The 11,837-nt window shown below is 62.3% G+C and carries 16 protein-coding genes; 7 read left to right on the top strand and 9 right to left on the bottom strand.

What is annotated here, in order from left to right:
* The first annotated feature begins 3 nt into the window (after positions 1–3).
* The gene (locus ACR0K9_RS19250; RefSeq protein ID WP_480825590.1) at positions 4–606 is read left to right on the top strand and encodes a COG3904 family protein; all 603 of its coding nucleotides are present in this window, start codon (positions 4–6) and stop codon (positions 604–606) included.
* On the opposite strand, the gene speB is transcribed toward ACR0K9_RS19250, so the two are convergent.
* The 6 genes from speB to def (ACR0K9_RS19220) all read right to left on the bottom strand — a co-directional run bounded on the left by speB (position 603) and on the right by def (ACR0K9_RS19220) (position 3,912).
* Complete coding sequence (speB, locus tag ACR0K9_RS19245; protein ID WP_480825589.1) at positions 603–1,424, bottom strand: agmatinase; 822 nt, start codon at positions 1,422–1,424, stop codon at positions 603–605. The two genes, ACR0K9_RS19250 and speB, sit on opposite strands and share 4 nt — an antisense overlap.
* Before the next feature lie 62 nt (positions 1,425–1,486).
* Positions 1,487–1,723 (bottom strand): GlsB/YeaQ/YmgE family stress response membrane protein, encoded by a 237-nt coding sequence (locus tag ACR0K9_RS19240; RefSeq protein ID WP_480825587.1) that lies wholly within the window; start codon positions 1,721–1,723, stop codon positions 1,487–1,489.
* 1 nt (position 1,724) lies between these two features.
* Positions 1,725–1,961: a hypothetical protein gene (locus ACR0K9_RS19235; RefSeq protein WP_170781080.1), complete on the bottom strand. Its 237-nt coding sequence runs from the start codon at positions 1,959–1,961 to the stop codon at positions 1,725–1,727.
* Between the two features lie 3 nt (positions 1,962–1,964).
* A complete protein-coding gene (gene fmt / locus ACR0K9_RS19230; protein ID WP_480825585.1) occupies positions 1,965–2,879 on the bottom strand; it encodes a methionyl-tRNA formyltransferase in 915 nt (304 codons plus the stop codon).
* Positions 2,880–2,902: 23 nt separating this feature from the next.
* On the bottom strand, positions 2,903–3,397 hold the full coding sequence (gene def, locus ACR0K9_RS19225) for a peptide deformylase (protein ID WP_480534726.1): 495 nt from the start codon (positions 3,395–3,397) through the stop codon (positions 2,903–2,905).
* Positions 3,394–3,912, bottom strand: coding sequence for a peptide deformylase (gene def, locus ACR0K9_RS19220; RefSeq protein ID WP_480534724.1), 519 nt, complete (start codon positions 3,910–3,912; stop codon positions 3,394–3,396). Before def (ACR0K9_RS19220) ends, def (ACR0K9_RS19225) begins: the two co-directional genes overlap by 4 nt.
* 94 nt (positions 3,913–4,006) lie before the next feature.
* Here def (ACR0K9_RS19220) and ACR0K9_RS19215 point away from each other — a divergent pair, with 94 nt between their 5' ends.
* Positions 4,007–5,179, top strand: a complete 1,173-nt coding sequence (locus tag ACR0K9_RS19215; protein WP_480825583.1) for a MalY/PatB family protein — start codon at positions 4,007–4,009, stop codon at positions 5,177–5,179.
* 30 nt (positions 5,180–5,209) lie between these two features.
* Complete coding sequence (locus ACR0K9_RS19210) at positions 5,210–5,908, top strand: fumarylacetoacetate hydrolase family protein (protein ID WP_480825581.1); 699 nt, start codon at positions 5,210–5,212, stop codon at positions 5,906–5,908.
* Positions 5,909–6,007: 99 nt separating this feature from the next.
* On the opposite strand, the gene ACR0K9_RS19205 is transcribed toward ACR0K9_RS19210, so the two are convergent.
* Positions 6,008–6,361, bottom strand: a complete 354-nt coding sequence (locus ACR0K9_RS19205; protein ID WP_480534718.1) for a hypothetical protein — start codon at positions 6,359–6,361, stop codon at positions 6,008–6,010.
* Positions 6,362–6,539: 178 nt separating this feature from the next.
* Between ACR0K9_RS19205 and ACR0K9_RS19200 the strand changes: the two genes are divergently transcribed.
* Positions 6,540–7,529: a glutathione S-transferase family protein gene (locus ACR0K9_RS19200; RefSeq protein ID WP_480825579.1), complete on the top strand. Its 990-nt coding sequence runs from the start codon at positions 6,540–6,542 to the stop codon at positions 7,527–7,529.
* Here the strand turns inward: ACR0K9_RS19200 and ACR0K9_RS19195 are convergent.
* Positions 7,511–7,873 (bottom strand): response regulator transcription factor, encoded by a 363-nt coding sequence (locus tag ACR0K9_RS19195; RefSeq protein ID WP_480534714.1) that lies wholly within the window; start codon positions 7,871–7,873, stop codon positions 7,511–7,513. The genes ACR0K9_RS19200 and ACR0K9_RS19195 overlap by 19 nt on opposite strands.
* A gap of 181 nt (positions 7,874–8,054) precedes the next feature.
* On the opposite strand from ACR0K9_RS19195, the gene ACR0K9_RS19190 reads away from it, so the two are divergent.
* The 3 genes from ACR0K9_RS19190 to ACR0K9_RS19180 are packed head-to-tail and all read left to right on the top strand — an operon-like array spanning position 8,055 to position 11,113.
* The gene (locus tag ACR0K9_RS19190; RefSeq protein ID WP_480825577.1) at positions 8,055–9,020 is read left to right on the top strand and encodes a threonine-phosphate decarboxylase; all 966 of its coding nucleotides are present in this window, start codon (positions 8,055–8,057) and stop codon (positions 9,018–9,020) included.
* Positions 9,017–9,937 (top strand): adenosylcobinamide-phosphate synthase CbiB, encoded by a 921-nt coding sequence (gene cbiB, locus ACR0K9_RS19185; RefSeq protein ID WP_480825575.1) that lies wholly within the window; start codon positions 9,017–9,019, stop codon positions 9,935–9,937. The genes ACR0K9_RS19190 and cbiB overlap by 4 nt, the downstream gene beginning before the upstream one ends.
* 12 nt (positions 9,938–9,949) lie before the next feature.
* Positions 9,950–11,113 (top strand): lytic murein transglycosylase, encoded by a 1,164-nt coding sequence (locus ACR0K9_RS19180; RefSeq protein WP_480825573.1) that lies wholly within the window; start codon positions 9,950–9,952, stop codon positions 11,111–11,113.
* A 92-nt stretch (positions 11,114–11,205) separates the two neighbouring features.
* Here the strand turns inward: ACR0K9_RS19180 and ACR0K9_RS19175 are convergent.
* Positions 11,206–11,837: transposase (locus ACR0K9_RS19175; protein ID WP_480825571.1), on the bottom strand; the 632-nt coding region annotated here is incomplete at its 5' end.

Genomic DNA, 11,837 nt, shown 5'->3' with positions numbered 1-11,837 from the left:
TCCGTGACCCCCCGGCTTCGTTATCTGGTCGCCGCATTACCGCTGCTGGCGGCATGTGCGGACACGTACAACCCGGTCCGCTTCACCGCCGAGGGTGATCGGATTGTGGCGAGCGGAACGATCGACCACACAACGCTCAGCGCGTTTGAACAGGCCATCGCCGAAAACCCTGACATCAGGACGCTGGTGCTGCAGAATATCTCAGGCTCGGTGGATGATTATGCCAATGTGGTCTTCAGCCGGATGGTGCGGGAAGAAGGGTTCGATACGGTGGTGCCGTCCAATGGGCTGGTGGCCTCGGGCGGGACTGATCTGTTTCTGGCCGGCAAACGGCGCGTGCTGGAGCCCGGTGCCTGCGTCGGTGTCCACAGTTGGGGCGGCGGCGGGTATATCGCGGCAGAGCTGCCCGAAGATCATCATGAGCATCACCGATACCTCGACTATTTCGAGGATATCGGCGTCGACCCCGCGTTCTATTGGTTCACGCTGGATGTTGCCTCGGAAGATGAGATGCACTGGATGACCGCATCCGAGGCCAACCGGTTCGGCATGACGACACGCGCGGCCCCTGGACTTGGGGCCGCTGCGATCTGCGACGCACGTTAACAGCTGAGCAGCCGCGCGCCGATTTCCTTGACGAATTTCGCCGCCACCATGGCGGTCATGCCATAGGGGTCGCGGTGCGGGTTCAGCTCGACAATATCCGCGCCGACCAACTGGCCCTTGAACCGGTGGATCAGGTCGATCACCTCTCGCGTGCTCAGCCCGCCGGGTTCGTGATGCGAGACGCCGGGAGCAAAGGCCGGATCCAGCGCGTCGAGGTCCAGCGACAGGTAGACCGGGCCGTCAAAGCTGATCTCGAGATCGGGGCGCCAGTTGCGCATGTCGATCACCTCGACCCCGAATTTGTCGGCCTGTTCCTGCTGATGCGCGTTCATGGTGCGGATGCCGACCTGCACCAGGCGGTTGATCTTGCCGGTCTCCATCACCCGCGCAAACGGGCAGCCGTGGCCCAGCGGGCCGATCTGCTGGCTGTCATAGAGGTCGGGGTGGCTGTCGATATGCAGGACGTTCAACCCCTCATACCGGTCGGCATGGGCCTTGATCAGCGGATAGGCAACCGAGTGATCACCGCCCAGCGACAGGACCCGCGCGCCGGTTTCGATCCGGGCGGCGGCGCCTGTCTCGATCCGGTCGATGGGCTCCTGCCCCATCATCTCGAACACATCCAGATCGCCGGTATCCTTGAAACGCTCGGTCGCGCCCAGATCGGTGCCATCCTCGGCGGTCAGGTTGGCGGCACCGGAATGCAACGCCTCGCGGATGCGACCCGGCGCGAAGGCGGGGCCTTGCAGGAACGAGGAATGCAGGTCCAGAGGGACCCCCATCAGGGCGACGTCACCCGTGGTCAGATCGTGCGACATGAGAGACCTTTCGATAGTGTTTTCCCGGGACACTGGTCGCAGACCAGGGGATGGTCAAGCGCTCAGCGGCGGAAGTAGGTCTGCCAGAGCCAGATCACCAACAGCGCCCCCAGCACCGCCCCGACAAAGCCCGACAGCCAGCCCATCACCGTGACAAGCGTGCGCAGGATCAGCCCGCCGATCAGAGCGCCGACGATACCGATCAGCATCGTGGTTGGGATGTCGGCCTCGATCCGCATCAGGCGGGTGGCGAGGAAGCCTGCGGCGGCGCCAATGATGATCAGAACGACGATGGGCATGTCATTTCCTCCAATGCGTCGGCACGATGATCAGCGCGCCGATGGATGACAGCACCGCGTCCAGGCCCGGCGGGCCAAAACTGATGCCGAACATGATGCGGAGGAAATAGAACAGGAAGGCACCGCCCACGCAGATGATGATGGATTGCAGATAGCCGTTATGGGTAAAGCCGGTCTTTTCTGACAGATAACCGACGATCCCGGCGATCACGACGGTGCCCATCAGGATCATGAACATGGCTTACTCCGATGACAGGCGGGTGCCGACCGGGATGGGCCAGCCCCGCAGAAAGGTTTCTCTATCCTGCGCGCCTTTGCCCGCCCGTTGCAAGCGCAGCAGTTCTACAGCGCCGTCGCCGCAGGCGACGCGCAGTGTATCGTTCAGAACCTCGCCCGGAGTGCCCTGCCCTTCCGCCAACCGGGAGGCAAGCAGTTTGATCCGGTCACCTTCAACCTCGGTCCAAGCGCCGGGGAACGGCGAGAGGCCGCGGATTTTCCGGTCGACTTCGGCGGCGGGCGCTGACCAGTCGATGCGCGCCTCGGATTTGTCGATCTTGGCGGCATAGGTCACGCCATCCTCGGGCTGCGGATCGGGGATCAGATCGGGCAGTTTTGCCAGCGCTTCAACGATCAGCGCCGCGCCCATGTCCGACAGCCGGTCATGGAGTTGGGCTGTGGTTTCCTCGATCCCGATTTCAGTGGCTTCGCGCAGCAGAACGGGGCCGGTGTCCAGCCCGGCCTCCATCTGCATGATGCAGATGCCAGTCTGCGCGTCGCCTGCCATGATCGCACGATGGATCGGCGCGGCCCCGCGCCAGCGTGGCAGCAGGCTGGCGTGGATGTTCAGGCAGCCATGGGTCGGCGCGTCCAGAATGGGTTGCGGCAGGATCAGACCATAGGCCACGACCACCGCCACATCGGCATTCAGCGCGGCAAAGCCGTCCTGCTCTTCAGGGGATTTCAGCGAGGTGGGATAGCGCACCTCCAGACCCAGCGCCTCGGCGCGGGCGTGCACCGGGGTCGGGCGGTCTTTCTTGCCGCGACCGGCGGGGCGTGGCGGTTGGCAATAGACGGCGGCGATTTCGTGCCCGGCACGGACCAGCGCATCCAGTACCGGCACCGAGAAATCGGGTGTTCCCATGAAGATGATACGCATCCGTCCCTCCGTAGGATGGGGTTTCACCCCATCTTCTTCGCCTTGCGCAGCAGCATGTCGCGTTTGACCTTGCTGAGCCGGTCGAAATACATCCGCCCGTTCAGATGGTCGATCTGATGTTGAACGCTGGTGGCCTCGATGCCGACGAAATCGCGGCGGTCGATCTGGCCCTGTTCGTTGAGGAACTTGACCGTCACCGCGCGGGGACGTTTGACCGTGGCAGAGACACCGGGCAGGTTCGGGCTGGCCTCTTCATGCTCGCGCAGTTCGACCGAGGCGTGCAGGATTTCCGGGTTGGCCAGACGCACCGCCTTGCCCCGCTGGGTCGAGCCATCGACGACCGCCAGCCGCAGCATCACGCCGATCTGGGTCGCGGCAAGGCCGACGCCGGGCATCGCCTCCATCGTGTCGATCATGTCGTCCCAGATGGCGCGGATTTCGTCCGTGATCTCGGTGACGTCATCAGCCTTGGTGCGCAGGCGTTTATCAGGCCATGGCAGGCAAGTGCGCACGCTCATGTGCGGGCCTTTTCGCGTTTCAGCTTCTGCATCTTGCGGGTGATCATCTGACGTTTGAGCGGTTTGAGATAGTCGATAAACAGCTTGCCGTTCAGATGGTCGATCTCATGCTGAACGCAGGTGGCCCACAGATCGTCGAAGGTTTCCTGTTGCAGGTTGCCGTCACGGTCCAGCCAAGTGACATCCACCACCTTGGGACGCGTCACCTCGGCATATTGGTCAGGGATCGACAGGCAGCCTTCCTCGTAAACACTGGTCTCGTCCGACGACGCGATGACCTCGGGGTTGAACATCACCAGCGGACGCGGTGCTTCGCCCTCTTCCTTGACGCAATCCACCACGATCAGCCGGTCCAGCACGCCGATCTGCGGCGCGGCAAGGCCAATGCCGGGCGCGTCATACATCGTCTCCAGCATGTCATCGGCCAGTTTGCGCAGATCGTCGGTGATGTCGGCTACCGGCGCGCAGACCTTTTTCAGGCGGGGGTCGGGATGGATCAGGATATTGCGTTTCATGAGGCTGATTTAGGCCATCGCGCCCGCCACCGCAACGGCCCCCTTGCACCTGATGGATTTGTGGTTAGCTTTCGCCTCGACAGATGGAGATGACATGACTTTCAACGACCTGATCGACCGCCGGGGCACCAATGCTTCGAAATGGGACAAGATGGAGCGTCTGTATGGCGTCTCGCCCGAGGATGGGCTGGCCATGTGGACGGCCGATTCCGACTATGCCACAGCCCCTTGCGTGATCGAGGCGGTGCGCGCGGCCGCCGATCATGGCGCGTTTGGCTATTCGTGGATGCACCCGGATTATCTGAACGCGATCCAGTGGTGGATGAAGACCCGGCATGACTGGCAGATCGACACCGACTGGATTTTGACCTCGCAGGGATTGGGCAACGCCATCGCCCTGTGTCTGGATGTCTGGAGCGAGCCGGGCGATGGCGTCGTCATCTTCTCGCCCGTCTATCATGAGTTTGCGCACAAGGTGAACAAGGCAGGCCGCCGGGTGGTGGAATGCCCGCTGGTGCGGCAGGGCGACAGCTATGGGCTGGATCTGGAGGATGCGCAGTCGCGGCTCGACGGGTCCGAGAAATTGCTGCTGTGGTGCTCGCCGCAGAACCCCTCGGGCCGGGTGTGGACGCCGGATGAGCTGCGTGCGGTGGCGGCATTTGCCGAGCGAAACGGGCTGATCCTGGTCTCGGATGAGGTTCACAGTGACCTGATCTATTCGGGCAACACATTCGTGCCAATGGATGTGGCCGCGCCTGATTCAAGGCCATGGGCCCTGACCTTGAGCGCCCCGTCGAAAACCTTCAACATCGCAGGCCAGCGCACCGGTAACATGATCATTCCGGATGCCAAGCTGCGGGCTGAGATGAAGCACCGGTTGCAAACGCTGGATTATGACCCCGGCGCCTTGGGTGTGGCGATGATCACCGCCGCCTATTCCCCGGAAGGGGCGAAATGGGTCGACGCACAGATCGCGCACCTAGACGCAAACCGGAAACTGTTCGATGCCACCATTGCCGACATTCCCGGCCTGTGGTCGATGCCGCTGCAGGCAACCTATCTGGCCTGGGTCGATTTCTCGGGCACCGGTATGAGCCACGAAGAGTTTGTCCGCCGTCTGCGCGAGGATGCACGGATCGCGACATCCTCGGGCCCCGGGTTCGGCACCGGCGGCGAGACGTTCGAACGGTTCAATCTGGCCACACAACGCGCGCGGGTGGAAGAAGCCTGTGCGCGCTTAAAGGCCGCGTTTGGCGATTTGCAATAAACCCCGTCCAAGAACAAACGGAGGCCCGTCATGCCCAACCATCTTTTTGCGCTTCCGGACATCCCAGGCATCCCGGTTCAAGGGGAGCAGGCGACCTATCCGATCGGGCGGATTTTCTGCGTGGGCCGCAACTATGCTGCCCACGCTGCCGAAATGGGGCATGAGGTGGATCGCCAGACACCGTTTTACTTCACCAAATCCGCGCCCAACGCGGTTTTGACCGGGGCACAAGTGCCTTATCCGGCAGGCACCGAGGATTATCATCACGAAATGGAACTGGCCGTTGCCATCTGCAAGCCTGTGTTCCACGCCACAGTCGCTGAGGCTCGCGCGGCGATTTTTGGCTATGGGTGCGCGCTGGACATGACGCGCCGCGACCTGCAGATCCGCGAACGCAACAAACAGCGCCCCTGGGATCTGGGCAAGGATGTGGAAAACGGCGCGGTCTTCGCTCCGCTGACCCGCGCCGATGACTGGAGCCCATCGGATGACAAGCGCATCTGTCTGAGCGTCAATGGGCGGATGGCACAGGACGCCACATTGTCGGAGCTGGTCTGGAAGATAGATGAACTGATCTGCCATCTGTCGGGTTTCTATCATTTGCGCCCCGGTGATCTGATCCTGACCGGAACGCCCGCCGGGGTCGGACCCGTGGTCGCGGGGGATCAAATCGAAGGGGCTATCGATGGTCTGGCCCCCGTGAACCTGACCCTGACAGCCCCGGGCTGAACCGCCCCGTCCAGTGCCTGAAAATCTTGCGACACCAATGCCTGCGGAACGCCGAAGGCGCAGCGGGGCGTTCGCATCATGGGTCAAGCGTTGCGCGCGTCAGTCGGGGGATTCGAGCAGCGCGATCGGTGCATCCGGCGGGCGGTAAAAATCCAGCGGCGCCTTGTCGGCGGCGACGGTGTTGCGCTTGAACTCATAGCGCATCTCGCCCACCGCTTCCTCATCCGCGATGATCAGGCATTGGTACATGTGGTTCGCACCATCATAGATATCGACCAGCCCACGCAAGCGCGGCGTGGTCGCGGCCTCGACGGTGAACCCATCCCTCCACAATGTGAGAATTTTGAAGCTATTGTCGCCAACCTCCACCCGCAAACGGCTGGATTTCTTCAACGTGGCGATTCGGGCGGCGTCCAATTCGGCGCGAATTTCCTTGGAAACATAGGTACTCATAATCAATTTCCCCCCTTAACACCCTCTATTCTGGCGGATGTTGTGTAAAAATCCAGTGAACAGCGTCACATAACCTTCAGCACTGTGCACGCATGCAGACCAGATGCGCGCGCGCTGAAATAGGCAGGCGGCACAACGCAGCCTATCTTTGGCGCAATCGCAATGCGGAGGAATGACGATGGGCCTGCTTGTCGACGGCGTCTGGCACGACACCTGGTATGACACCAAATCCACCGGCGGGGCCTTCAAACGCTCGGCCGCGCAGTTTCGCAACTGGATCACCGCCGATGGTGCCCCCGGCCCGTCGGGGCGCGGCGGGTTTCAGGCGGAAAGCGGGCGTTATCATCTCTATGTCTCGCATGCCTGCCCGTGGGCGCATCGCACTTTGATTTTTCGCGAGCTGAAGGGTCTGAGCGACCATATCGCGGTCTCGGTCGTGCATCCTGACATGCTGGACAAGGGCTGGACCTTTGAGGCGGATGCCCATGGCGCGACGGGGGACCGGCTGTTCGGGTCAGAGTTTGCCCACCAGATTTATACCCGGGCCGACCCCAGCTATTCAGGCCGCGTCACCGTGCCGATCCTGTGGGACAAGGTGGAAAAGACCATCGTGTCGAACGAAAGCTCGGAAATCATCCGCATGTTCAATTCGGCCTTCAACGGGATCACCGGCAATTCGGACGATTACTGGCCTGAGGCAATGCGCGATGAGATCGAAGAGGTCAACGCGCGCATTTATTCCGACATCAACAATGGCGTCTACAAATGCGGTTTTGCCACCTCGCAAGAGGCCTATGACGCCGCCATTGGCCCACTGTTCGACACGCTGGACTGGCTCGAGGGTCGTCTGGCCCATAACCGTTACCTGATGGGTGATCGCATCACCGAGGCCGACTGGCGGCTATTCACCACCCTGATCCGGTTCGATCCGGTCTATCACCTGCATTTCAAATGCAACCGGCGGCGGCTGGTGGATTACCCCAACCTCTGGGCCTATACGCGCGAGCTGTATCAGTGGCCCGGCGTGGCGGGGACGGTGAACATGAACCACATCGTGCGCCACTATCACTTTAGCCATGACAGCATCAATCCGCACCGGATCATTCCGACAAACCCGGTGCTGGATTATTCAGAACCGCATGGGCGGGATCAGCGCCCGGCTGCGTAATGTTCGACCATCGCCGCCAGATCCTCGGGCGGGGTCGAGCTTTGGACATAGGCGCAGGCATTGGCGCTGTGGGCAAAGATGGACCCGTCCGAGAAGAAGGTGGTGTTGGTGACAAAGATCACCCGCGCGTCAGGCCGACGGTAGCTGGCGAAATCCGCCACTGCCAGCGCGCTGCCGGTTTCCAGAACCAGATCCAACACGATAATTTCAAAGTCGGTCCCATAGAGCGCCAGGATCGCGGCCTCTTGCGTTTCGACCAGTGTGACTTCGGCACCCTGCCTTTGCAGATGCCGTTGCCAGACCCGACCAAGGTCGGGGTTACTCTCAACAATCAGTACTTTCATTTGCAACAACCTCGGCACGTGATATGGGTGAGTGGTGCCGACCCCCGTAGTCCGTGATCACGCGATTTCCTTAACAAAGTGTTAACGACAGCCGCACAGAGCCGTTATCCGGCGGATTCGCTTGTATGAGAGGCAAAAATCCGCTTGAAGCAGCGCAACACGGCGATTCCGGCAGGGGCACATGGTTGGACAGGATGACAGATTGAACCCGCGGGCCGCGCGCGATCATGGCGGCGGGCTGGACGGGGCTATGGCGCGCTATGGCGGGGCGCGGGTTGACTGGATCGACCTGTCGACCGGAATCAACCCGCATCCCTACAAGGTGTCCGGGCTGCAGCCCGCAGATTGGATGGAACTGCCCGATCATGGAGCGTTTACGCGGCTGTCCGAGGCCGCGCGCGGCTTTTGGAACGTGCCGGACGGCGCCGATATCCTGCCCGCGCCCGGCGCATCGGCGGTGATTGCGCGCATTCCCGCATTGGCGGCAGTGGGCCGGGTGCGGATCACCACGCCCACCTATAATGAACACGCCGCAGCCTTTACCGCTCAGGGCTGGCAGGTGCAGGACGATGGTCCGGCCGAGGCGCAGGTGATCGTGCATCCCAACAACCCCGATGGGCACATCTGGCAGGAGGCCGACGTCGATGCCCCGCTGACTGTGATCGACGAAAGCTTCTGCGATATCGCGCCCGAAGCCTCTCTGATCCATCTCGCCGAAAGGCCCGGCGTGATCGTGCTGAAGAGTTTCGGAAAATTCTGGGGTCTGGCCGGTCTCCGGCTGGGCTTTGCCATTGGCCAGCCGGATCTTATCGCACGGCTGAACGACCTGACCGGCCCATGGGCGGTGTCTGGCCCTGCCCTGCGGGTCGGCGCGCAGGCGCTGCGCGACACCGCGTGGGCCGAGGCAACCCGCGTGCGTCTGGTCGACGAGGCCGCGCGATTGGACCGGCTTGTGACGGCCAGGGGTGCGCGACTGGTCGGCGGTACCAGCCTGTTCCGCCTTTATGATGTGGACAACGCTACCGCGTGGCAGGACCGGCTGGCGCAGGCGCATGTCTGGAATCGCATTTTCCCCTATTCCGACACCTATCTGCGCCTTGGATTGCCGCCAGCAGAGGGTTGGGCGCGCTTGGAGGCGGCCCTGTGAGCACTACGTTCGTGCTGGTCTGCGCGCTGTGTCTGGACGCCGCATTGGGCGAGCCCGGCTGGCTGTGGTCGCGTGTCCGCCACCCGGCGGTGATGATCGGCAATGTGATCGGCTGGCTAGACAAGCGCCTGAACCATGGCGCGCACCGGCAGATCAAGGGGGTTGCCGTTGTCCTGCTGCTGGTGCTGGGCGCCTGCTTGCTGGGCCGTGCTCTTGCACTGCTGGGACCCGTCGCCGAGCTTGTGATCTGCGCGATCCTGTTGGCCCAGAAATCGCTGGTCGAGCATGTGCGCGCCGTGGGTGACGGCCTACGCACCTCGCTGGCCGAGGGGCGGACGCAGGTGGCCATGATCGTCTCACGCGATACGCGGGACATGACCGAGGCGCAGGTCGCCCGGTCCGCCATCGAAAGTGCCGCCGAAAACCTGAGTGACGGGGTGATTGCCCCTGCCTTCTGGTTTCTGGTCGCGGGTCTGCAGGGGCTGCTGATCTACAAGGCCGTCAACACCGCCGACAGCATGATCGGCTACCGCACCGAAACCTACCGCGCCTTCGGCTGGGCCGCCGCGCGGCTGGACGATGTGCTGAACCTGATCCCGGCGCGGCTGACCTTCCTGATGATCGTGGCGCTGTCCGGTCAATGGGCGCGCTGGATCGAGATGGTGGCGGATGCGCGCCGCCATATCTCGCCCAACGCAGGCTGGCCCGAGGCCGCAATGGCGCGCGCGCTGAACGTGGCACTGGCCGGGCCGCGCAGCTATGACGGGCAGATGCGCGATCTGGCCTGGGTCAATGGTGACGCCCGGCAAGAGATCGGCGCGCCGGAGGTTTTCCGCGCATGTGACCTGCTGTGGCGTGTCTGGGGGCTTGCGCTTGGCCTCGTGTCGGTGTGGGTTGGGCTGGACTTCATTTTCTGACGGACCCGTTCCATGCGCTTTCTCTCTGCCCTCGTGGCCGCCGCCCTGCTGACCTCACCCGCTTTCGCCCAATGTGGTGGAGGCTTCAACGGTTTTGTGAAGGGCCTGAAATCCGAAGCGGTGCAGCGGGGGTTCGATAAATCCACCGTCAACGCGTTTTTCAAAGGCGTGCAGCAGGATGGCGCGGTGCTCAAAGCCGACCGCGCGCAGGGTGTGTTTCAGAAACCGTTCATCGAGTTCTCGCGCCGCCTGATCTCGCAAAACCGCATCGACCGCGGCCAAGCCATGTCGCGCAAATACGATGCGGTATTCAACCGGATCGAGCAGGAATACGGCATCTCTCGTGGGGTGCTGCTCGCCTTCTGGGCGTTCGAGACCGATTACGGCGCGTTTCAGGGTGATTTCAACACCCGCAATGCGCTGGTGACGCTGGCCCATGACTGCCGCCGCCCCGAGCTGTTCCGACCACAGGTGTTTGCGGCCATCGAACTGTACAGTCAGGGCAATTTCGACCCTGCCCGCACCACTGGTGCCTGGGCGGGCGAGATCGGCATGGTACAGATGCTGCCGCAGGACATTCTGGACAACGGCGTCGACGGCGATGGTGACGGCACCGTGTCATTGAAAACCTCGGCCCCTGATGCGCTGATGTCGGCGGGCAAGATGCTGTCGCATCTGGGCTGGCAACCGGGCCAGCCGTGGCTGCAGGAGGTGACGGTGCCCGCACAGATGGACTGGTCCCTGTCCGGCCCCGGCAAGCCACGGTCGATCGCGGACTGGCAGGCGATGGGCGTGCAGGCGCGCAGCGGATCGCTGGCCAACCTGCCCGCCTCGCTTATCCTGCCGCAGGGGCACAAGGGGCCTGCGTTTCTGGCCTATCCGAATTTCGACGTCTATTTCGAATGGAACCAGAGCTTTGTCTACGTCCTGACCGCCGCCTATTTCGGCACAAGGCTGAAGGGCGGTCAGATCTACGACGCAGGCAATCCGGCCCCCGGACTGTCCGGTGCGCAGATGAAGCAGCTGCAAAGCAAACTGCAGGCGCGCGGATATGACGTGGGCAAGATCGACGGCATTCTGGGCGCAGGAACGCGGGCCGCAGTACAAGCCGAACAGGTGCGTTTAGGCTTGCCAGCAGATGCGTGGCCGACGGAGGAGTTGTTGGGGCGATTGTGATGCAATGTCGGTTTTGAGCCGATTCTGTGGAAAAACAACGTGTTGCTGACGCAGAATTGACGGTATTGAGCACGGCGCGAGCGCCTTTCTGATCAGGCTTTTCGCGTTTGCTGCGGTGCAGGAATGATCTTGGCCAATTTGCGGAGGTTCTGGGCTGTGGCGGCGAGAAGGAATTCGTCATTTGCGCCGCATGGTCCGCGTAGTCGGAGCCGTTCCAGACCGAGGATGCGTTTGAGGTGGGCAAAGAGCATCTCGACCTTCTTTCTGAGTTTCATCGAGATGTCGTATTGGCGGGTTTTGGCGATCTCGCGGGCGACCTGGCGAGCGTCTTCGTGCTCTTCGCGGGTGATTTTGCGCGCATCGGCATTAGGGCAGCATTTGGCTTTTGATGGACAGGCCTGGCAAACGTCTTTCAGGGCGCGGTAGCGGGCCGTGCCCTTGTCAGTTGGCCCTCGGTTTGGGTCAGAATAGTTGCGGCGGAACTGCTTGAGTTCCTGGCCCTCAGGGCAAATGTACTGATCGTTCTCTGTATCCCACTCGAGATCCGCCCGCGTCCAGGTGCCATCGTTGCGCCCGGACTTGTCGAAGACCGGAATGTGCGGGGCGATGTTGCGATCTACAAGCCAACTCAGGAGCGGCCCGGTTCCGTAGGCGGTGTCCGCGATCAGGCGTTCGGGATGCAGATCGAACTTGTCCTCTACCCGGTCCAGCATGGTCTTGGTTG

This window comes from Ruegeria sp. L12 (assembly GCF_056531745.1).
This window is presented reverse-complemented; position numbering and strand designations above follow the sequence as displayed.

Bases quoted from the DNA above. Each gene is read 5' to 3' on its own strand.
- speB (WP_480825589.1), bottom strand. From the start codon at position 1,424: ATGTCGCACGATCTGACCACGGGTGACGTCGCCCTGATGGGGGTCCCT.
- ACR0K9_RS19240 (WP_480825587.1), bottom strand. From the start codon at position 1,723: ATGCCCATCGTCGTTCTGATCATCATTGGCGCCGCCGCAGGCTTCCTC.
- ACR0K9_RS19235 (WP_170781080.1), bottom strand. From the start codon at position 1,961: ATGTTCATGATCCTGATGGGCACCGTCGTGATCGCCGGGATCGTCGGT.
- fmt (WP_480825585.1), bottom strand. From the start codon at position 2,879: ATGCGTATCATCTTCATGGGAACACCCGATTTCTCGGTGCCGGTACTG.
- def (WP_480534726.1), bottom strand. From the start codon at position 3,397: ATGAGCGTGCGCACTTGCCTGCCATGGCCTGATAAACGCCTGCGCACC.
- def (WP_480534724.1), bottom strand. From the start codon at position 3,912: ATGAAACGCAATATCCTGATCCATCCCGACCCCCGCCTGAAAAAGGTC.
- ACR0K9_RS19215 (WP_480825583.1), top strand. From the start codon at position 4,007: ATGACTTTCAACGACCTGATCGACCGCCGGGGCACCAATGCTTCGAAA.
- ACR0K9_RS19210 (WP_480825581.1), top strand. From the start codon at position 5,210: ATGCCCAACCATCTTTTTGCGCTTCCGGACATCCCAGGCATCCCGGTT.
- ACR0K9_RS19205 (WP_480534718.1), bottom strand. From the start codon at position 6,361: ATGAGTACCTATGTTTCCAAGGAAATTCGCGCCGAATTGGACGCCGCC.
- ACR0K9_RS19200 (WP_480825579.1), top strand. From the start codon at position 6,540: ATGGGCCTGCTTGTCGACGGCGTCTGGCACGACACCTGGTATGACACC.
- ACR0K9_RS19195 (WP_480534714.1), bottom strand. From the start codon at position 7,873: ATGAAAGTACTGATTGTTGAGAGTAACCCCGACCTTGGTCGGGTCTGG.
- ACR0K9_RS19190 (WP_480825577.1), top strand. From the start codon at position 8,055: ATGGTTGGACAGGATGACAGATTGAACCCGCGGGCCGCGCGCGATCAT.
- ACR0K9_RS19180 (WP_480825573.1), top strand. From the start codon at position 9,950: ATGCGCTTTCTCTCTGCCCTCGTGGCCGCCGCCCTGCTGACCTCACCC.